At 70.4% G+C, this 20,791-nt stretch carries 12 protein-coding genes; 7 read left to right on the top strand and 5 right to left on the bottom strand.

Annotated elements, in window-relative coordinates; genetic code table 11:
* The first annotated feature begins 277 nt into the window (after positions 1–277).
* Positions 278–3,277: a bifunctional [glutamine synthetase] adenylyltransferase/[glutamine synthetase]-adenylyl-L-tyrosine phosphorylase gene (locus AB0E91_RS19655; RefSeq protein ID WP_361783107.1), complete on the top strand. Its 3,000-nt coding sequence runs from the start codon at positions 278–280 to the stop codon at positions 3,275–3,277.
* Position 3,278: 1 nt separating this feature from the next.
* Here AB0E91_RS19655 and AB0E91_RS19650 read toward each other — a convergent pair whose 3' ends face one another.
* Both AB0E91_RS19650 and AB0E91_RS19645 read right to left on the bottom strand, forming a co-directional pair.
* Positions 3,279–4,199 (bottom strand): phosphatase PAP2 family protein, encoded by a 921-nt coding sequence (locus AB0E91_RS19650; protein WP_361783105.1) that lies wholly within the window; start codon positions 4,197–4,199, stop codon positions 3,279–3,281.
* A gap of 89 nt (positions 4,200–4,288) precedes the next feature.
* On the bottom strand, positions 4,289–5,332 hold the full coding sequence (locus tag AB0E91_RS19645) for a LacI family DNA-binding transcriptional regulator (protein WP_361783102.1): 1,044 nt from the start codon (positions 5,330–5,332) through the stop codon (positions 4,289–4,291).
* A 456-nt stretch (positions 5,333–5,788) separates the two neighbouring features.
* Between AB0E91_RS19645 and AB0E91_RS19640 the strand changes: the two genes are divergently transcribed.
* From AB0E91_RS19640 to pulA, 6 genes are all read left to right on the top strand, one after another.
* The gene (locus AB0E91_RS19640; RefSeq protein WP_361783099.1) at positions 5,789–7,060 is read left to right on the top strand and encodes an extracellular solute-binding protein; all 1,272 of its coding nucleotides are present in this window, start codon (positions 5,789–5,791) and stop codon (positions 7,058–7,060) included.
* A 115-nt stretch (positions 7,061–7,175) separates the two neighbouring features.
* The gene (locus AB0E91_RS19635; protein ID WP_361783096.1) at positions 7,176–8,180 is read left to right on the top strand and encodes a sugar ABC transporter permease; all 1,005 of its coding nucleotides are present in this window, start codon (positions 7,176–7,178) and stop codon (positions 8,178–8,180) included.
* A 19-nt stretch (positions 8,181–8,199) separates the two neighbouring features.
* Positions 8,200–9,108 carry an ABC transporter permease subunit gene (locus AB0E91_RS19630; protein WP_361783093.1) on the top strand — a complete coding sequence of 303 codons (909 nt, stop codon included), beginning with the start codon at positions 8,200–8,202 and terminating at the stop codon, positions 9,106–9,108.
* A gap of 49 nt (positions 9,109–9,157) precedes the next feature.
* Positions 9,158–10,867: a glycoside hydrolase family 13 protein gene (locus AB0E91_RS19625; RefSeq protein ID WP_361783090.1), complete on the top strand. Its 1,710-nt coding sequence runs from the start codon at positions 9,158–9,160 to the stop codon at positions 10,865–10,867.
* 204 nt (positions 10,868–11,071) lie between these two features.
* Entirely contained in the window at positions 11,072–12,403 is a 1,332-nt protein-coding gene (locus AB0E91_RS19620; protein WP_361783554.1) for an alpha-amylase family protein, read from the top strand.
* Between the two features lie 218 nt (positions 12,404–12,621).
* Positions 12,622–18,018 carry a pullulanase-type alpha-1,6-glucosidase gene (pulA, locus tag AB0E91_RS19615; protein ID WP_361783088.1) on the top strand — a complete coding sequence of 1,799 codons (5,397 nt, stop codon included), beginning with the start codon at positions 12,622–12,624 and terminating at the stop codon, positions 18,016–18,018.
* A gap of 12 nt (positions 18,019–18,030) precedes the next feature.
* Here the strand turns inward: pulA and AB0E91_RS19610 are convergent, their stop codons facing one another.
* The 3 genes from AB0E91_RS19610 to AB0E91_RS19600 form a co-directional block, all read right to left on the bottom strand.
* Positions 18,031–18,729 carry a TetR/AcrR family transcriptional regulator gene (locus AB0E91_RS19610; protein WP_361783085.1) on the bottom strand — a complete coding sequence of 233 codons (699 nt, stop codon included), beginning with the start codon at positions 18,727–18,729 and terminating at the stop codon, positions 18,031–18,033.
* A gap of 67 nt (positions 18,730–18,796) precedes the next feature.
* Positions 18,797–19,855 (bottom strand): PDR/VanB family oxidoreductase, encoded by a 1,059-nt coding sequence (locus tag AB0E91_RS19605; RefSeq protein ID WP_361783082.1) that lies wholly within the window; start codon positions 19,853–19,855, stop codon positions 18,797–18,799.
* A complete protein-coding gene (locus AB0E91_RS19600; RefSeq protein WP_361783079.1) occupies positions 19,852–20,757 on the bottom strand; it encodes a metal-dependent hydrolase in 906 nt (301 codons plus the stop codon). Before AB0E91_RS19600 ends, AB0E91_RS19605 begins: the two co-directional genes overlap by 4 nt.
* Positions 20,758–20,791 lie beyond the last annotated feature (34 nt).

Raw genomic sequence — 20,791 nt, 5'->3', positions numbered from 1 at the left:
CAACCGGCGGAAGGGGATGGCCCCGCACCCGCGTACGGCGAGAAGGGGACGTGGCGGGGGGTGTCCGCCCGCAGCGGCCGGCGAAAGCACACGGCGCCTATTCAGCCAACAGCGCGCCGGACCGAGGACGGATACCCCCCGCCGCGGCCCCGACCCCGCCGCAACGGAGGGCGACCACCACGTACCCGCACCCGCAGGTCACCGCCCCAGCCCCAGAGCGCCGCGGGCGTTACGCTCTGGCCAGGACCGTCCCGAAAAAGATGGGGAGCCCAAGAAGATGACGCCGGGCCGCAGAAGCAGCACCTTCACCCGACTGCTCAGGCACGGCTTCACCGACCCCTCCGCCGCGGAACGCAGCCTCGACACCCCGGAACTCGCAGAAGTACGCGACGACCCCGTCCTCCTGGAAGCCCTCGGCGCAACCGCCGACCCCGACCTCGCCCTGCACGGCCTGGTCAGACTCCTGGAGTCCCAGCCGGCCCCCACGGACAGAAGGGAACTCCTGGACACCCTCATCGCGGCCAAGCCCCTGAGGGACCGCCTCCTCGGCATCCTCGGCGCCTCGGAGGCTCTCGCGGACCACCTGGCCCGCCACCCCCACGACTGGCAGACCCTGGTCACGTACGAACCCGGAGACCTGCACCCAGGAGTCGCGGAGTTCGAACGCGGGCTCGCGGAAGCGACAGACCCCGTGACCCTGAGAGTCGCCTACCGCCGCTGCCTCCTCTCCATCGCCGCGAGGGACGTCTGCGGCACCACGGACCTGGCCCAGACAGCCGCAGAACTGGCCGACCTCGCCACCGCCACCCTCCGCGCCGCCCTCGCGATGGCAAGGTCCGCCGCCCCCGAGGACGCAGCCGCCTGCAGACTCGCGGTCATCGCGATGGGCAAGTGCGGCGGCCACGAGCTGAACTACGTCTCGGACGTGGACGTGATCTTCGTGGCGGAGGCGATGGAGGGAACCGACGAAGCCAAGGCCCTCAGATCGGCGACGAAACTCGCCTCGCACATGATGCGCATCTGCTCGGAGACCACGATCGAGGGCTCGATCTGGCCGGTGGACGCGAACCTCCGCCCGGAGGGCCGCAACGGCCCCCTCGTCCGCACGCTGAGCAGCCACATCGCGTACTACCAGCGCTGGGCGAAGACCTGGGAGTTCCAGGCGCTGCTGAAGGCCCGCCCGGTGGCCGGGGACGCGGAGCTGGGGGAGGCGTACATCGAGGCGCTGGCGCCGATGGTGTGGCAGGCGGCGGAGCGGGAGAACTTCGTCACGGACGTGCAGAAGATGCGCCGCCGGGTGGTGGAGAACATCCCCGCCTCCGAGATCGACCGCGAGCTGAAGCTGGGCCCCGGCGGCCTGAGGGACGTGGAGTTCGCGGTCCAGCTGCTCCAGCTCGTGCACGGCCGCACGGACCCGACCCTGCGCAGCCGTACGACCCTGGACGCGCTCCAGGCACTGGCGGCGGGCGGCTACGTCGGCCGCGAGGACGCCGCCCGCCTGGACGAGGCGTACCGCTTCCTGCGGTCGATGGAGCACCGCATCCAGCTCTACCGCCTGCGCCGCACCCACCTGGTCCCGGAGGCGGAGGAGGACCTGCGGAGGCTCGGCCGCTCGCTCGGCCTGCGCACCGACCCGGTGACCCGGCTGGGCCGCGAGTGGAAGCGGCACACCGGTGTCGTACGACGGCTGCACGAGAAGCTGTTCTACCGCCCACTGCTCGACGCGGTGGCCCAGCTCGCCCCCGGCGAGGCCCGGCTCAGCCCGGAGGCGGCCCGCGAACGCCTGGTCGCGCTCGGGTACGCCGATCCGGCGGCCGCCCTGAGGCACCTGGAGGCGCTGGCCTCCGGCGTGACCCGCAAGGCGGCGATCCAGCGCACGCTGCTGCCCGTGCTGCTCGGCTGGTTCGCGGACTCGGCCGACCCGGACGCCGGGCTGCTCAACTTCCGCAAGGTCTCCGACGCGCTCGGCAAGACCCCCTGGTACCTGCGGCTGCTGCGCGACGAGGGCGCGGCGGCGGAGAACCTGGCGCGCGTCCTTTCGGCGGGCCGTCTCGCCCCCGACCTGCTGATGCGCGCCCCGGAGGCGGTCGCCCTGCTCGGCGACGGCGACGGCGGGAGCGGCGGTCTGGAGCCGCGCGGCCGGGCCCAGCTGGAGCAGGAGATCCTGGCGGCGGTGGGCCGCGCGGAGAACGCCGAGCAGGCGGTGACCGCCGCCCGCGGGGTGCGCCGCCGCGAACTGTTCCGTACGGCCGCGACGGACATCGTCGGCTCCTACGGCACCGAGACCACCCCCGCCGAGGCCGACGAGGGCGCCCTTCTGGACCGTACCGGCGCGGCGGTCTCCGACCTCACCGCCGCGACCCTGGCGGGCACCCTGCGCGCGGTGGTGCGCGAGCACTGGGGCGACACCCTGCCGGTCCGGTTCGCGGTCATCGGCATGGGCCGCTTCGGCGGGCACGAGCTGGGCTACGGCTCCGACGCCGACGTGCTGTTCGTGTACGAGCCGCGGGAGGGCGTGGACGACCAGGAGGCCGCCCGCGCCGCGAACAAGGTGGTGGCCGAAATGCGCCGCCTGCTGCAGATCCCGAGCGCCGACCCGCCGCTGCTGATCGACGCGGACCTGCGTCCGGAGGGCAAGTCGGGACCGCTGGTGCGCACCCTGAAGTCGTACGAGGCGTACTACCGCCGCTGGTCGCTGGTGTGGGAGTCGCAGGCGCTGCTGCGGGCCGAGCCGGTGGCGGGGGACGAGGACCTCGGGCGCCGGTTCATCGAGCTGGTCGACCCGCTGCGCTACCCGAGAAACGGCCTGGACGACGAGGCCGTACGCGAGATCCGGCGTCTGAAGGCCCGGATGGAGTCCGAGCGGCTGCCGCGCGGCGCCGACCCCAAGCTGCACACCAAGCTGGGCCCCGGCGGGCTCTCGGATGTGGAGTGGACCGTGCAGCTGCTCCAGCTGCGGCACGCCTGGGAGGTGCCGGGCCTGCGCACGACCCGTACCCGGGAGGCGCTGGCCGCCGCGCGCGAGGCGGGGCTGCTGAGCGAGGAGGACGCGGCCGTCCTGGACGAGGCGTGGGTCCTTGCGAGCCGGGTGCGCAACGCGGTCATGCTGGTCCGGGGCCGGGCCGGGGACACCTTCCCCACCGAGCCCCGCGAACTGGCCGCCGTCGGCCGCTACCTCGGCTACGGCGCCGGGCAGGCGGGCACCATGCTCGACGCCTACCGCCGCACCGCCCGCCGGGCCCGCGCGGTGGTGGACGAACGGTTCTACGCGGACTGAGTCACCGGGAACCGGCTCTGGACTTGGACTTCGTCTCCGCGTCCGGCACCGGTTCCACCCCGCCGTCCACCCTGTCTGCCCGGGAGTCCACCCCGCCGTCCACCCCCCTGGGCAGCGCCCCCGGCAGCCGCCCGTACCAGAGCCACGCCACCCCGAACCCGAAGGTCAGGCACGCCGCCCCGCCCACCGCGTCCAGCCAGAAGTGGTTGGCGGTGGCGACGATGACCACCAGGGTCGCCGCCGGGTAGAGGAGGGCCAGGACGCGGACCCACGGCACCGAGGCCAGTGCGAAGACCGTCAGCCCGCACCACAGGGACCAGCCGATGTGCATCGACGGCATCGCGGCGTACTGGTTGGACATGTGCTTGAGGTCGCCGGAGGCCATCGAGCCCCAGGTCTGGTGGACCATGACCGTGTCGACGAAGTGGCCGCCGCGCATCAGCCGGGGCGGGGCGAGCGGGAACAGGTAGTAGCCGAGCAGGGCCACGCCGGTGGTCGCGAAGAGTACGAGTCTGGCGGCGCCGTAGCGCCCGGGATGCCAGCGGTAGAGCCACACCAGCACGGCGATCGTGATGACGAAGTGCAGGGTGGCGTAGTAGTAGTTCATGGCGATGATCAGCCAAGTGACCGCGTCGGCGGCGTGGTTGACCGACGCCTCCACAGCGATGCCGAGATGGTGCTCCAGGCGCCAGATCCCGTCGGCGTTGCGCAGCGCCTCGGCCTTCTGCTCCGGGACCGCGTTGCGGATCAGGGAGTAGACCCAGTAACTCACCCCGGTCAGCAGGATCTCGAACCACAGCCGGGGACGTCCGGGACGACGGCGCAGCCGCTCCCGCACGCTTCCCGTGCGCTCGCCCGTGACGGTCCGCGGAACGGTCACCTTCTCGCGACCTTCCGGGTCTGTCACGGTCGAGTCACTCATAGCCACCGAGTCTGCCAGACAAAGTTGCCTGACTGATCATCCCAAGGCGGGTTCCAGCACGCATGTTCTGCGTCCGGAGCCCCCCTGTGCTAGTGCCCGCGCTCCGCACCGCCACGCCCCGGCGCCGACGCGGTCGAGCCGCGCACCACCAGCTCCGGCATGAACACGAACTCGCTGTGCGGCGCGGGCGTCCCGCCGATCTCCTCCAGGAGCGTGCGCACCGCGGCCTGCCCCATCGCCGGGACCGGCTTGCGGACGGTGGTCAGCGGCGGGTCGGTGAACGCAATCAGCGGAGAGTCGTCGAAGCCCACCACGGACACGTCGCGCGGGACCTCAAGGCCCAGCTGCCGGGCCGCGCGTATCGCGCCGAGCGCCATCATGTCGCTCGCGCAGACGATCGCCGTGCAGTCACGCCCGATCAGCGCGGTCGCCGCCGCCTGGCCGCCCTCCAGGGTGTACAGCGAGTGCTGCACCAGCTCGGTCGTCACCGTCGTGGCGTCGAGCCCCAACTGCTCCTGCATCGCCCGCACGAAGCCCTCGATCTTGCGCTGCACCGGCACGAACCGCTTCGGCCCGAGCGCGAGCCCGATCCGGGTGTGGCCCAGCGAGGCGAGGTGGGTCACCGCGAGCGTCGTCGCGGCCCGGTCGTCGGGGGAGATGAACGGCGCCTGCACCTTGGGCGAGAAGCCGTCCACGAGGACGAAGGGCACGCCCTGCGCGCGCAGCCGCTCGTAGCGCTGCATGTCGGCGGTGGTGTCGGCGTGCAGCCCGGAGACGTAGATGATCCCGGCCACCCCCCGGTCCACCAGCATCTCGGTCAGCTCGTCCTCGGTGGAGCCCCCGGGGGTCTGGGTGGCCAGCACCGGGGTGTAGCCCTGACCGGTCAGCGCCTGGCCGATGACCTGGGCCAGCGCCGGGAAGATCGGGTTCTCCAGCTCGGGGATGATCAGGCCCACCAGGCCCTCGCTGCGCCGCCGCAGCCGTACCGGGCGCTCGTAGCCGAGCACGTCCAGCGCGGCGAGCACGGACTGGCGGGTGGCGGACGCGACGCCCGGCTTGCCGTTGAGGACACGGCTGACGGTCGCCTCGCTCACCCCCGCCTGCGCTGCGATGTCGGCAAGCCGTGTGGTCACGCCACCGGACTGTACCGGCCGTGGCCTGCCCTGCGCACCGGCGGGACGCCGTGCACGGCTCGCCGAACGGCCCGCCGTGGATTGCCGCGTCATCGCGCTCCTCGTCCCTCTAGGAATCTCATGGCTTCGCCCGCCGGAGGGTCTCCCCGGCGCACGGCCGCAAGGGGATGATCCCGGCGGCGACACCCTGCGGCAAGAGCTTGCAGAGTCTTGCACAAGTGTCCGTCAACCCTCCTACCGGCGTAAGGCCTGTATTTCGACAAGGTCTGGGGCAGGTCACGACACGGTAACCCCACGGCGTTCTTGCACTTTTTTTCTGCAAGGTCTTTCGCCAGGATTGCATCGCTGTTACGTTCCCAGTCGCCCGGCCGCGGCAATGGCGCAGTCGGCAAGTCGCAGGCGGCGGCAGACGGGGCCGCTCCTGCAAACTCGGGCTTTCACCCTCAAGGAGAACTCATGCGGCGTGGCATAGCGGCCTCCGCGCTCGTGGCGTCCCTCGCCCTCACGGCGACGGCGTGCGGCGGGAGCGACAGCGACAGCAAGTCGAGCGGCCCGGTGACCCTCACCTGGTGGGACACCTCCAACGCCACGAACGAGGCGCCGGTCTACAAGGACCTCATCGGCCAGTTCGAGGCCGCCAACAAGGGCATCAAGGTCAAGTACGTCAACGTGCCCTTCGACCAGGCGCAGAACAAGTTCGACACCGCGGCCGGTTCCAAGGGCGCCCCGGACATCCTGCGCTCGGAGGTCGGCTGGACCCCCGCGTTCGCCAAGAAGAGCTACCTGCTGCCCCTGGACGGCACCGAGGCCCTGGCCGACCAGGCCAAGTTCGAGCCGAACCTGATCAAGCAGGCCCAGTACGAGGGCAAGACCTACGGCGTGCCGCTGGTCACCGACACCCTCGCGTTCGTCTACAACAAGGCCCTGTTCAAGAAGGCCGGCATCACCGAGGCGCCCAAGACCTGGGACGACCTGAAGAAGGACGCCGCCACGATCAAGGCCAAGACGGGTGTGGACGGCTACTGGGGCTCCACCCAGGCCTACTACGCGCAGACCTTCCTCTACGGCGAGGGCACCGACACCGTCGACGTCGCCGCCAAGAAGGTCACCGTGGACTCCCCCGCGGCCAAGAAGGGCTACGGCACCTGGCTCGGCCTCTTCAACGGCAAGGGCCTGCACAAGGCCGACGCCACCGCCGACGCCTACGCCCACATCCAGGACGCGTTCGTCAACGGCAAGGTCGCCGCGATCGTCCAGGGCCCCTGGGAGATCACCAACTTCTACAAGGGCTCGGCCTTCTCGGACAAGGCCAACCTCGGCATCGCCCCCGTCCCGGCCGGCTCCACCGGCAAGGCGGGCGCCCCGACCGGCGGCCACAACCTCTCGGTCTACGCCGGTTCCGACAAGGCCCACCAGACGGCGGCCCTGAAGTTCGTGAACTTCATGACCTCGGCCAAGTCCCAGGAGACCATCGCGCTCAAGAACTCCACCCTGCCGACGCGGAGCGACGCCTACACCGACCAGGTCAAGGCCGACCCCGGCATCGCCGGCTACCAGGGCGTCCTGTCCGTCGCCCAGCCGCGCCCGGCGCTGCCCGAGTACAGCTCCCTGTGGGGCCCGCTGGACACCGAGCTGCCCAAGATCGCCAGCGGCGGCGAGCCGCTGGACAAGGGCCTCGGCAACGCCGAAGTCGCCATCGCCAAGCTGGTGCCCGGCTTCGGCAAGTGAGCCCGCGTGACCGCCGGACCCTCCTCGCCGTGGGGGATGGGGAGGGTCCGGCGGTCACCGGACGGCGCCCCGCGCGTCCCGGCCCGTACCCGAACTTTCCAGAAGGTGTCGAACCATGACAGTCGCCATCGACCGCGCGACCGGCGAACGCCGAGGTGAGCGCGCGCCCCGTCCCGGGCTGGCGCAGCGCCTGAAGAACGGCTACCAGCGGTACTGGTACGCGTACGCGATGATCGCCCCGGTGGTCGTCGTCCTCGGTGTCCTGGTGGGCTATCCGCTGGTGCGGGGCTTCTACCTCACCCTCACCGACGCCAACAGCCTCAACTCGGCGCGCACCATCGGTGTCAACCACATCGACGCCACCTACAAGTTCATCGGGCTCGACAACTACCAGGACATCCTGTTCGGGCCGACCGCCTACGACAGGTTCTGGTCGCACTTCCTGTGGACCGTCTTCTGGACCGTCGCCTGTGTGACCCTGCACTACCTGATCGGGCTCGGCCTCGCCATGATGCTCGACCAGAAGCTGCGCGGCCGCACCTTCTACCGGGTGCTCCTGGTGCTGCCCTGGGCCGTGCCGACCTTCGTCACCGTCTTCTCCTGGCGGATCATGCTCGCCGACGGCGGTGTGGTCAACCAGGTCCTCGGCTCGCTCCACCTGCCCCGGCCCGAGTGGCTGGAGGACCCCTTCTGGCAGCGGTTCGCCGCCATCATGGTCAACACCTGGTGCGGTGTGCCGTTCATGATGATCTCGCTCCTCGGTGGGCTCCAGTCCATCGACACCACGCTCTACGAGGCCGCCGAGATGGACGGCGCGAGCGCCTGGCAGCGCTTCCGGCACGTCACCCTGCCCGGACTGCGCGCGGTCAGCTCCACCGTGATCCTGCTCGGCGTGATCTGGACCTTCAACCAGTTCGTGATCATCTTCCTGCTGTTCGGCACGACCTCCGCCCCGGACGCGCAGATCCTCGTGACCTGGGCCTACAAGCTCGGCTTCGGACAGCAGCCGCGCGACTTCGCCCAGTCCGCCGCCTACGGCGTGCTGCTGCTGTCGATCCTCACCATCTTCACCTCCTTCTACTTCCGCTGGCTGAAGCGCAATGACCAGCTCGCCGTCTGACGCCGCAGGAGCCGCCGCCATGAGCACCACGACCCTTGTCGAGAAGTCCGGGAACAGCACGCCCGCCGCCGCACCGGCCGTCCGCGCGGTCCGCCGGCGCGGCGAGCGCGGCCCCCTCGGCAGCGCCCTGCTGCACGGCGGCCTGATCCTCGCGAGCCTGATCGCGCTCGCCCCGGTGGCCTGGCTGTTCTTCCTGTCCCTCGGCCCGGACAAGGACGCCTATCTCCACCCCCGCAAGATCCTGGACACCGCGGACTTCTCCAACTACGCCTACGTGCTCCAGCACACCGGCTTCTTCGACTGGTTCCGGTCGACGCTCATCGTGGCGCTCGGCACCACCGTCATCGGCGTCTTCGTCGCCGCCACCACCGGCTACGCCGTCTCGCGGATGCGCTTCCCCGGCTACAAGCAGCTGATGTGGGTCCTGCTGCTCACCCAGGCGTTCCCGATCGCCATCCTGATCGTGCCGATGTACGACATCTTCGGCGAGCTGGGCCTCATCGACACCTACTGGGCGCTGATCCTCATCAACTGCACCACCGCCGTGCCGTACAGCGCCTGGCTGCTCAAGGGGTACTTCGACACCATCCCCTTCGAGATCGACGAGGCGGGCCGGGTGGACGGGCTCAGCCCGTTCGGCACCTTCTTCCGGCTGATCCTGCCGCTGGCCCGCCCCGGGCTCGCCGTCGCCGCCTTCTACAACTTCATCACGGCGGTCAGCGAGGTCGCCTTCGCGACGACCTTCATGCTGGACGACTCCAAGTACACCTTCGCCGTGGGCCTGCAGACCTTCGTCAGCGAGCACGACGCGCAGTGGAACTACATGGCCGCCACCGCCGTGCTGATCGCGATACCCGTGTCGGTGTTCTTCTACCTCGTGCAGAAGAACCTGGTCACCGGCCTCACCGCGGGCGGCACCAAGGGCTGACGCCCGCCCCCATGCTCTCGAACCAACCTCGTCACGCACCAAGGACGCCATGAGCCAGCAGCATCTCGCAGCCCCGGCCGACGAAACCGCCGTCGCCACCGTCGCCCAGCACCGCGACTGGTGGCGCGGCGCGGTGATCTACCAGGTCTATCCGCGCAGCTTCGCCGACAGCAACGGCGACGGCATGGGCGACCTGGAGGGCGTGCGCGCCCGACTTCCGTACTTGCGCGACCTCGGCGTGGACGCCGTCTGGCTCAGCCCGTTCTACGCCTCCCCGCAGGCCGACGCCGGCTACGACGTGGCCGACTACCGCGCCGTCGACCCGATGTTCGGCAACCTGCTCGACGCCGACGCGCTGATCCGCGACGCGCACGGGCTGGGCCTGCGCATCATCGTGGACCTCGTGCCCAACCACTCCTCCGACCAGCACGAGTGGTTCAAGCGGGCGCTCGCGGAGGGCCCCGGCTCGCCGCTGCGCGAGCGCTACCACTTCCGCCCCGGCAAGGGGAAGAAGGGCGAACTCCCGCCCAACGACTGGGAGTCCATCTTCGGCGGGCCCGCCTGGACCCGCGTCACCGAGCCCGACGGCACGCCCGGCGAGTGGTACCTGCACCTCTTCGCGCCTGAGCAGCCCGACTTCAACTGGGAACACCCGGCGGTCGGCGACGAGTTCCGCTCCATCCTGCGCTTCTGGCTGGACATGGGCGTGGACGGCTTCCGCATCGACGTGGCCCACGGCCTGGTGAAGGCCGAGGGTCTGCCGGACCTCGGCGACCACGACCAGCTCAAGCTGCTCGGCAACGACGTGATGCCGTTCTTCGACCAGGACGGCGTGCACGAGGTCTACCGCCAGTGGCGCACGGTCCTGGACGAGTACTCCCCCAAGCTCTTCGAGCAGGGGGCGCCCCCAGAGAGGATCTTCGTCGCGGAGGCGTGGACCCCGACCGTCGAGCGCACCGCCCGCTACGTCCGCCCCGACGAGCTGCACCAGGCGTTCAACTTCCAGTACCTGAGCACCGACTGGGACGCCGACGAGCTGCGTGTGGTCATCGACCGCACCCTGGACGCGATGCGCCCGGTCGGCGCCCCGCCCACCTGGGTGCTCTCCAACCACGACGTGACCCGGCACGCCACCCGCTTCGCCAACCCGCCCGGGCTCGGCACCCAGATCCGCACCGAGGGCGACCGCGGGCTGGGCCTGCGCCGCGCCCGCGCCGCCACGCTGCTGATGCTGGCGCTGCCCGGCTCGGCCTACCTCTACCAGGGCGAGGAGCTGGGCCTGCCCGACGTGGTGGACCTGCCCGACGAGGTGCGCCAGGACCCTGCCTACTTCCGCGGCGCGGGCCAGGACGGCTTCCGCGACGGCTGCCGGGTGCCGATCCCGTGGACCCGCGAGGGCTCGTCGTACGGCTTCGGGGCGGGCGGCAGCTGGTTGCCGCAGCCTGGGAGCTGGGGTGAGCTGAGCGTGGAGGCCCAGACCGGCGACCCGGACTCGACGCTGGAGCTGTACCGGGCCGCGCTCGCCGCGCGTCGCGAGCAGCCCTCGCTCGGCGCGGGCGAGTCGGTGGACTGGCTGACCGCTCCGGAGGGCGTCCTGGCCTTCCGGCGCGGGGAGTTCGTGTGCGTCGCCAACACCACGGCCGCCCCGGTGACCGTGCCGTCCCACGGCCGGGTGCTGCTCGCCAGCGGTGAGGTCGCCGTGGACGGCGCCGAGGCCACGCTCCCGGCCGACACCACCGTGTGGTGGACCACCGGCTGACGCCTTTACGAAAAGTTCCTGCATCAACTTCCCTCGGCCCGCTGCCTTTTCAGGCAGCGGGCCTTTAACATCTGCGTCACCGCAAGTTTGCTGAAATGTTTCAGCAAGCGTCTTCAAGCCTTCAACGACGAAGGAAACCCCCACATGGCACGACGCAGAACCCTCCCCACGGCGCTCGCCCTCGCGGCAGCGGTCTCACTCGGCATGTCGTTTGGCATGAACCCGACCATCGCAGAGGCATCTCCGCCCGGCACCAAGGACGTCACCGCCGTCCTCTTCGAGTGGAACTACGCCTCCGTCGCCCGTGAGTGCACCACCACTCTTGGCCCCGCCGGGTACGGCTACGTCCAGGTCTCCCCGCCCGCCGAGCACATACAGGGCTCGCAGTGGTGGACCTCCTACCAGCCCGTCTCCTACAAGATCGCGGGCCGTCTCGGCGACCGCACCGCCTTCAAGAACATGGTCGACACGTGTCACTCGGCCGGCCTCAAGGTCGTCACCGACACCGTGATCAACCACATGTCGGCGGGCAGCGGCACCGGCACCGGCGGCTCGTCGTACACGAAGTACAACTACCCCGGCCTGTACTCGTCGCCGGACTTCGACGACTGCACCTCCCAGGTCACCAACTACCAGGACCGCTGGAACGTCCAGCACTGCGAACTCGTCGGCCTGGCCGACCTGGACACCGGCGAGGAGTACGTCCGCAAGGCCATCGCCGGGTACATGAACGACCTGCTCTCCCTCGGCGTGGACGGCTTCCGTGTCGACGCGGCCAAGCACATCGACGCGGCCGACCTGGCCAACATCAAGTCCCGGCTGACCAACCCCTCCGTCTACTGGAAGCAGGAGGTCATCTACGGTGCGGGCGAGGCCGTCCAGCCCACCGAGTACACGGGCAACGGCGACGTCCAGGAGTTCCGCTACGCCTACGACCTCAAGCGGGTCTTCAACAACGAGAACCTCGCCTATCTGAAGAACTACGGCGAGGGCTGGGGCTACATGAGCAGCTCGGTCGCCGGTGTCTTCGTCGACAATCACGACACCGAGCGCAACGGCAGCACCCTCAACTACAAGGACGGCGCCAACTACACGCTGGCCAACGTCTTCATGCTGGCCTACCCCTACGGCGCCCCGGACATCAACTCCGCCTACGAATGGTCGGACGTGGACGCGGGTCCGCCCAACGGGGGCAAGGTCAACGCCTGTTGGCAGGACGGCTGGAAGTGCCAGCACGCCTGGCCGGAGATCAAGTCCATGATCGCCTTCCGCAACGCCACGCGCGGCCAGGCGGTCTCCAACTGGTGGGACAACGGCAACGACGCCATCGCCTTCGGGCGGGGCAGCAAGGGCTATGTGGCTATCAACCACGAGACCTCGTCGCTGACCCGCACCTACCAGACCTCGCTCGCGGCGGGCACGTACTGCAACGTGCAGAACAACACGAGCGTGACGGTCAACTCCAGCGGCCAGTTCACAGCCACGCTCGGGGCCAACACCGCGCTCGCGCTCTACGCGGGCAAGTCCAGCTGCTGAACGCGGGCCACTCCCCAGGCCCGTTGAACGCTTCACCGGTGAACCGCCCGTCGTATACGGGCGGTTCGTCCGTCGTTCAGGGATGAAATTTCTTTCTTCGGGTTTCAAGAGTCTTGCAGCAAGGCTTGCGACGGCGGTACGGTCGCGCGGCGTCCGGCAACGAAGCCGTGTCCAGGGGCCGGACCCGAACGAGCCGTGAGCGCAAGGAGTCTGTGCCCGTGAGACCGAGTTGGCAGGCGCGCCGGTCGCGCCGCACCCCCGTCCGGAGGAGAGCGGCGGCCGTCGTCGCCGTGGCCCTCGCCGCCGCCCTCGTACCGCCGCTGGCGGCGCACGCGGACGCCCCGCCCGCGCCCCCGTCGGACGCGGCCCTGGCCGCCCAGCCGGCCCGGCACGACGACACCCGCGAGCAGTTCTACTTCGTCATGCCGGATCGTTTCGCCAATGGTGACAAGGGCAACGACCGCGGCGGCCTGACCGGTTCGCGCACGAGCACCGGCTACGACCCCACGGACAAGGGCTTCTACCAGGGCGGCGACCTCAAGGGCCTCACCCACCGCCTCGACTACATCAAGGGCCTCGGCACGACCGCCATCTGGCTCGCCCCCATCTTCAAGAACCGCCCCGTGCAGGGCACCGGCGCCGACGCCTCGGCGGGCTACCACGGCTACTGGATCACCGACTTCACCCAGGTCGACCCGCACTTCGGCACCAACGCCGACCTGAAGAGCCTCATATCCCAGGCCCACGGCAAGGGCATGAAGGTCTTCTTCGACGTCATCACCAACCACACCGCCGACGTCGTGGACTACAAGGAGGGGTCCCACGACTACCTCTCCAAGGGCGCCTTCCCGTACCTGACGAAGGACGGCCGCCTCTTCGACGACTCCGACTACGCGGACGGGAAGAAGAAGTTCCCGGCCGTGGACACCTCGTCCTTCCCGCGCACCCCCGTCGTCACGAGTGACAGCAAGGTCCCGGCCTGGCTCAACGACCCGACGATGTACCACAACCGGGGCGACTCCACCTTCGCGGGCGAGTCCGCCGAGTACGGCGACTTCGGCGGCCTGGACGACCTGTGGACCGAGCGTCCCGAGGTCGTCACCGGCATGGAGAAGATCTACCAGCGCTGGGTGAAGGACTTCGCGGTCGACGGCTTCCGCATCGACACCGTCAAGCACGTCGACATGCCGTTCTGGACCCAGTGGGCCACCGCGCTCGACAAGTACGCCGCCGCGCACGGCCGGAAGAACTTCTTCATGTTCGGCGAGGTCTACTCCGCCGACACCTCGGTGACCTCCCCGTACGTCACCCAGGGCCGCCTGGACGCCACCCTCGACTTCCCCTTCCAGGACGCGGCCCGCCAGTACGCCTCCCAGGGCGCAGGCGCGAAGAAGCTGTCGGCCGTCTTCGGGGACGACTACAAGTACACGACCGACAAGGCCAACGCCTACGAGCAGGTCACCTTCCTCGGCAACCACGACATGGGCCGCATCGGGTACTTCCTGAAGCAGGACAACCCCAAGGCCACCGACGCCGAGATCCTGCGCAAGGACAAGCTCGCCAACGAGCTGATGTTCCTCAGCCGGGGCAACCCGGTCGTCTACTACGGCGACGAGCAGGGCTTCACCGGTTCCGGCGGCGACAAGGACGCCCGCCAGACCATGTTCGCCTCCAAGGTCGCCGACTACCTGGACGACGACGAGATCGGCACCAGCCGCACCCACGCGAGCGACGCCTACGACACCAAGGCGCCGCTCTACCAGGACATCGCGGCCCTGGCCAGGCTCCGCAAGGCCAACTCGGCCCTCACCGACGGCGTGCAGACCGAGCGCTACGCGGCCGACGGCGCCGGAATCTACGCCTTCACCCGTACGGACGCGCGCACCGGCGCCGAGTACGTCGTCGCCGTCAACAACGCCGGTGAGGCGAAGTCCGCCACCTTCGCGACCGGCTCCGCCCGCATGACGTACCAGGGCCTCTACGGCGCCCACGGCACGGTGAGGACGGACGCCGACCGCACGCTCACGGTGACCGTCCCGGCCGAGTCCGCCGTGGTCTACAAGGCCACGGGCCGGCTCGACAAGGCTGTGGTCAAGCCCGCGCTCACCCTGACCGCCCCGGCCGCCGGAGCCACCGGCACCGTGGAGATCGGCGCGGATGTGGACGGGGGCGGGCTCAACCGCGTCGTCTTCGCCGCCCAGGTCGGCAACGGCCCCTGGAAGACGCTGGGTTCTGCCGACCACGCGCCGTACAAGGTCACCCAGGCCATCGGCAAGGACGTGCCCGCCGGTACCGCCCTGCGCTACAAGGCCGTCGTCGTCGACTCCGCGGGCCGCACCGCGAGCGCCCAGGCCGCCTCGGCCACCGGTACCCCGGCCGCGCCGGAGACGCCCTCGGCCTCCTCGCGGGACTACGCGGTCGTCCACTACAAGCGTGCCGACGGCGACTACGCCGACTGGGGCCTGTACGCCTGGGGCGACATCGCCGACGGCGAGTCCACCCCCTGGCCCGCGGGCCACGCCTTCACGGGCCGGGACGCCTACGGCGCCTTCGCCTGGGTCAAGCTGAAGCCGGGCGCCTCGAACGTGGGCTTCCTGGTCGTCGACAAGGACGGCAACAAGGACGTCTCCGCCGACCGGTCCATCGACGTCACCAGGACGGGTGAGGTCTGGCTGGAGCAGGGCAAGCCCGAGGTGCTCACCGAGAACCCCGACGACCCGGCCCAGGACAAGACCAAGGCCGTCATCCACTACCACCGCGCCGACGGGAACTACGACGGCTGGGGCCTGCACGTCTGGACGGGTGCCGCGAACCCCACCGACTGGTCGAAGCCCCTTCAGCCGGTGAAGACTGACGCCTATGGCGCGGTCTACGAGGTGCCGCTCACCGAGGGTGCCACCAGCCTCAGCTACATCATCCACAAGGGCGACGACAAGGATCTGCCCACCGACCAGTCCCTGGACCTCACCGCGAGCGGCCACGAGGTGTGGCTGTTGAACGGCCAGGAGACCTATCTGCTCCCGCAGCCCAAGGGCAGCGCGGCCGCGCTCGACCTGACCACCGCCAAGGCGGTCTGGATCGACCGGGACACCGTCGCCTGGAACGGCGTGGACGGCGCCGCCTCCACCCAGCTGCTCGCCTCCCACGACGGCTCCATCGCCGTCAAGGACGGCGCCCTGACGAGCGACGACGAGCGCTGGCTGCGGCTGGACAAGACCACCCTCACCGACGCCCAGAAGGCGAAGTTCCCGCACCTCAAGGACTACACCGCCTGGTCCGTCGACCCGCGCGACCGCGAGCGGGTGCGCGAGGCGCTGACCGGCCAGCTCGTGGCCTCCCAGCGCGCCGCCAACGGTGCCGTGCTCGCCGCGACCGGCGTGCAGATCGCCGGGGCGCTGGACGACCTGTATCCGGGTGCCACGAAGGCGAACCTCGGGCCGGTCTTCCACGACGGAAAGCCCACCCTCTCCGTGTGGGCGCCGACCGCGCAGAACGTCTCGCTGGAGCTGGACGGCTCGCTCAAGGCCATGCACCGCGACGACGCCACCGGCGTCTGGTCCGTCACCGGCCCCGCTTCCTGGAAGGGCAAGCCCTACCGGTACGCGGTCACGGTGTGGGCGCCCAGCGTCCGGAAGATCGTGACGAACCAGGTCACCGACCCCTACTCGGTCGCCCTGACCGCGAACTCCGAGCGCAGCCTCGTCGTCGACCTGGCCGACCGCTCGCTCGCCCCCAAGGGCTGGACCGACCTGAAGAAGCCCAAGGCCGTACCGCTGCGGGACGCGCAGATCCAGGAGCTGCACATCCGGGACTTCTCGGTGGCCGACCCGACCGTCCCGGCCGGGGACCGGGGCACCTACCTGGCCTTCACCGACAAGAACAGCGACGGCTCCAAGCACCTGCGCGCGCTGGCCGAGGCGGGCACGTCCTACGTGCACCTGCTGCCCGCGTTCGACATCGCGACCATCCCCGAGAAGAAGGCCGACCAGGCCACGCCGGACTGCGACCTGGCCTCCTACCCGGCCGACTCCGACAAGCAGCAGGAGTGCGTGGCGAAGACGGCCGCCAAGGACGCCTACAACTGGGGCTACGACCCGTACCACTACACGGTCCCCGAGGGCTCGTACGCCACCGACCCCGACGGCACCGGGCGCACCGTGCAGTTCCGGAAGATGGTGCAGGGGCTCAACCAGGACGGCCTGCGCGTCGTCATGGACGTCGTCTACAACCACACCGCCGCCAGCGGCCAGGCCGACACCTCGGTGCTCGACAAGGTCGTGCCCGGCTACTACCAGCGGCTCCTCGCCGACGGCAGCGTGGCCAACTCCACCTGCTGCGCCAACACCGCGACCGAGAACGCCATGATGGGCAAGCTCGTCGTGGACTCGATCGTCACCTGGGCCAAGGAGTACAAGGTCGACGGCTTCCGCTTCGACCTCATGGGCCACCACCCGAAGGCCAACATCCTCGCCGTCCGCAAGGCGCTGGACGGGCTGACCCTCGCCAAGGACGGGGTCGACGGCAAGAAGATCATCCTCTACGGAGAGGGCTGGAACTTCGGGGAGGTCGCGGACGACGCGCGCTTCGTGCAGGCCACGCAGAAGAACATGGCGGGCACCGGCATCGCCACCTTCTCCGACCGCGCCCGTGACGCCGTGCGCGGCGGCGGCCCCTTCGACGACGACCCCGGCGTCCAGGGCTTCGCCTCCGGCCTCTACACCGACCCCAACTCCTCGACGGCGAACGGCACTCCGGCCGAGCAGAAGGCCCGGCTGCTGCACTACCAGGACCTGATCAAGGTGGGCCTGAGCGGCAACCTCGCCAAGTACCGCTTCACCGACACCGACGGCAAGGCGGTCACCGGCGCCGAGGTCGACCACAACGGCGCTCCCGCCGGCTACGCGGACGCACCCGGCGACGCCCTCGCCTACGCGGACGCGCACGACAACGAGTCGCTGTTCGACGCCCTCACCTACAAGCTGCCCGCCGGGACCGGTGCGTCCGACCGGGCCAGGATGCAGGTCCTCGCGCTGGCCACCGCCGCCCTCTCCCAGGGCCCGGCGCTCTCGCAGGCGGGTACCGACCTGCTGCGCTCGAAGTCGCTCGACCGCAACTCCTTCGACAGCGGCGACTGGTTCAACGCCATCCACTGGAACTGCGCCGACGGCAACGGCTTCGGGCGCGGGCTGCCCCCGGCGGCCGACAACAAGTCCAAGTGGCCGTACGCCACACCGCTGTTGGCCCAGGTGAAGGTCGGCTGCCCGCAGATCACAGGCACCTCGGCCGCCTACCGCGACCTGCTGCGCATCCGCACCACCGAGCCCGCGTTCTCGCTCGCGACGGCGGACCAGGTGCAGCACGCGCTCGCCTTCCCGCTGTCCGGCAAGGACGAGACCCCCGGCGTGATCACCATGCGACTCGGTGATCTGGTCGTGGTGTTCAACGCCACGCCCGAGCGCCAGGAGCAGAAGGTGACCGCCCTCGCGGGGACGCGCTACCGGCTGCACCCGGTGCAGGCGTCCGGCGCGGACCAGGTGGTCAAGTCGGCAAGCTACCAGGCCGGTTCGGGCACGTTCAGTGTCCCGGCGCGGACGGTGGCCGTCTTCACCCGGTAACCGGGCGGGCGTTCAGGACGCCAGGGCGATGAGCCGGCCGGCGAGTTCCGCGAAGGGACCGTCGGCCGGCTCGTCCTTGACCATGGAGCGCACCAGCTCGGCCATCTCCGCGTCCCGCGACGCGCTCACGGCGGCCAGCGCGCCGAAGTCGTCCACGAGCTGGACCTCCAGCTCGGCGCGCGGCACCCGCCTGCCGTCCAGCCAGATCAGCGCGGTGGACTCGGCCAGCGAGATCCACGAGCGCACCACCAGCTCCAGACGCGGGGGAGCCGCCGCGACGTCCTCGATGCCGAGGTGCGTGAGGATCTGCTCGTAGGCGGCCTGCCGCACCGAGTCGATCAGGGCGTTGGTCGCCGAGGAGCCGACCGCCGGGCCACCGCGCATCAACGCGGAGAAGCCGGGGCCGTGTTCGTCCACGAAGTCGAAGAAGCGGCGCATGACCCGCAGCAGCCGCAGCCCCAGCGGGCCTTCGAGGGGCTCCACGAAGCGGCCCGCCAGATCCTCCGAGGCACGCTTCAACGCGGCCTCGTACAGGCTGAGTTTGCCGGGGAAGTAGTGGTAGACCAGCGGGCGGGAGATGCCCGCCGCCGACGCTATCTCGTCGATGGAGACCTCGTCGGGCGAGCGGCGGCTGAACAGATCGAGTGCGACCCTGATCAGCTGCTGCCGTCGCTCCTCGACGCCCATCCTGCGGCGAACCCCGGTGCTCATGCACCCACCTTACCGATCGGAACCGACAGTTGGATGATCCGGTTCCGCATCGGGACGCGCACTTCCGTCACATGTCGAGCACCAGACGTTCACCTCTGGACCGGGACACACAGATCAGCATGGAGTCCGCGCGCTCCGCGTCCGTGAGCAGCTCGTCCCGGTGGTCCACCTCTCCCTCCAGCACCCGCTGTTGGCAGGTCCCGCAGAAACCCTGCTCGCAGGAGAACACGGTGTCCGGCAGCTCACGCCGTACCGCCGCCAGCACGCTGGAACCGGCCGGGACGGTCAACGTCGTTCCGGTGCGCCGCAGTTCGACCTCGAACGCGCTGTCGCCACCGGTCGTCGTACGCGGCGCGAACCGCTCCAGGTGCAATGTGGCGCCCGCGGGCAGCCGCTCCGCCACCGCGTCCATCAGCCCCTCGGGGCCGCAGCAGTAGACCGCCGTACCGGGCGCCGTGTCCGCGAACAGCGCGGCCAGATCGGGGCGGCCGTCCTCGTCCTCCGCGACCAGGGTCAGCCGGTCGCCCGCCAGCTTCTCCACCTCGGCCAGGAACGGCATCGACTCCCGCGACCGCCCGCAGTACAGCAACCGCCACTCGGCGTCCTCGGGGAGCGCCCGCAGCATCGGCAGGACGGGCGTGATGCCGATCCCGCCCGCGACGAAGACGTACGCGGGCGCCTCCACCAGCGGGAAGCGGTTGCGCGGCCCGCGCACCTGAAGCTCCGTCCCCTCCGTGAGCCGCTCGTGCACCTCGCGCGAGCCGCCCCGCCCGTCCGCGACCAGCCGCGTGGCCACCGTGTACGAGCCGCGGTCCGCCGGGTCGCCGCACAGCGAGTACTGCCGGACCAGGCCCGAGGGCAGCACCAGGTCCAGATGCGCGCCCGGCTCCCACGGCGGCAGCCCGTCGCCCTCCAGACGCAGCCGCACCACGCCCTCGGCGACCTCCTCGCGCGCGGTCAGCAGCAGCCGCAGCGCGCCCGTGCGCGGACGGCCCGAGACCGGCGGGTCAAGGGCGGGCAGCGGCCACAGCGGCGACTCCCGCACCCGGCGGCGCAGCGCCCGCCGGGTCAGCAGGGCGGCGGCACCGCCCGCCAGCAGCAGGAGCGTGCGGGGCCTCGGCGTCACGACGCCTCCTTCTCGTGCTGCTCGGCCGCCACCGCGGCGGGGGAGGAGGCCAGATAGGCGACCGCCTGTGCGGTGGAGGCTTCCTGGGAGGGGTGGTAGGCGCGGCTGAGATAGCGCGGGATGGACTTCAGCAGGGCGCCCGTCGCGGGCAGCGTGCCCCGGCGGCCGCTGCGGTAGAACTCTGCGAACGACGCCTTGCCGTCCACCAGGGTCGGGTCGTTCTCCATGAAGAAGCGGGCCCCGCGCTGCCACAGGAACATCAGCGCCGCGAACGCCAGCGCCCAGGTCCGCACCCGGCGCCGGTAGTCGCCGTCCACGTGCACGAAGAGGTCGAAGGCGACCGAGCGGTGCTCGACCTCCTCCGCTCCGTGCCAGCGCAGCAGGTCCAGCATGGTCGGGTCGGCGCCCCGGCGGTCCAGCTCGGCGGCGTTCAGTACCCAGTCGCCGAGGAACGCGGTGTAGTGCTCGATGGCCGCGATCAGCGCGATCCGCTCAAGGAGCCACCAGCGCCGGGCCCGGCCGGGCGGCAGGGTGCGGTCCCCGAGCAGCTTCTCGAAGAACCAGTCGACCTGCGCGGTGTACGGCGTCGGGTCGAGCCCCTGCGCGCGCAGATGCGGCAGCACCTCGTCATGGGCCTGGGAGTGCATCGCCTCCTGCCCGATGAACCCGATGACGTCCGCACGCAGTCGCTCGTCCCGGATCAGCGGCAGCGCCTGCTTGTAGACGTGCACGAACCAGCGCTCGCCGGCGGGCAGCAGCAGATGCAGCACATTGATGGTGTGCGTGGTGAACGGGTCGCCGGGCACCCAGTGCAAGGGGGTGTCCGCCCAGGAGAAGGACACGTTGCGGGCCTTGAGCGCGATGCGCTCGGACTCCACCGGCCCGGCCTGCTTGTTAGACATGGCGTCAATGTACTGAGGCGCGGGCCGCCTGAGA

Origin of the sequence: Streptomyces sp. NPDC026659, assembly GCF_040638245.1 — a bacterium.
In the GTDB taxonomy this organism is placed as follows: domain Bacteria; phylum Actinomycetota; class Actinomycetes; order Streptomycetales; family Streptomycetaceae; genus Streptomyces.
The sequence above is the reverse complement of the archived record's forward strand: the minus strand, read 5'-3'. Positions and strand labels throughout refer to the sequence as shown.

Coding starts and splice junctions, on each gene's coding strand:
- AB0E91_RS19655 (WP_361783107.1), top strand. CDS start 278: ATGACGCCGGGCCGCAGAAGCAGCACCTTCACCCGACTGCTCAGGCAC.
- AB0E91_RS19650 (WP_361783105.1), bottom strand. CDS start 4,199: ATGAGTGACTCGACCGTGACAGACCCGGAAGGTCGCGAGAAGGTGACC.
- AB0E91_RS19640 (WP_361783099.1), top strand. CDS start 5,789: ATGCGGCGTGGCATAGCGGCCTCCGCGCTCGTGGCGTCCCTCGCCCTC.
- AB0E91_RS19635 (WP_361783096.1), top strand. CDS start 7,176: ATGACAGTCGCCATCGACCGCGCGACCGGCGAACGCCGAGGTGAGCGC.
- AB0E91_RS19630 (WP_361783093.1), top strand. CDS start 8,200: ATGAGCACCACGACCCTTGTCGAGAAGTCCGGGAACAGCACGCCCGCC.
- AB0E91_RS19625 (WP_361783090.1), top strand. CDS start 9,158: ATGAGCCAGCAGCATCTCGCAGCCCCGGCCGACGAAACCGCCGTCGCC.
- AB0E91_RS19620 (WP_361783554.1), top strand. CDS start 11,072: ATGTCGTTTGGCATGAACCCGACCATCGCAGAGGCATCTCCGCCCGGC.
- AB0E91_RS19610 (WP_361783085.1), bottom strand. CDS start 18,729: ATGAGCACCGGGGTTCGCCGCAGGATGGGCGTCGAGGAGCGACGGCAG.
- AB0E91_RS19600 (WP_361783079.1), bottom strand. CDS start 20,757: ATGTCTAACAAGCAGGCCGGGCCGGTGGAGTCCGAGCGCATCGCGCTC.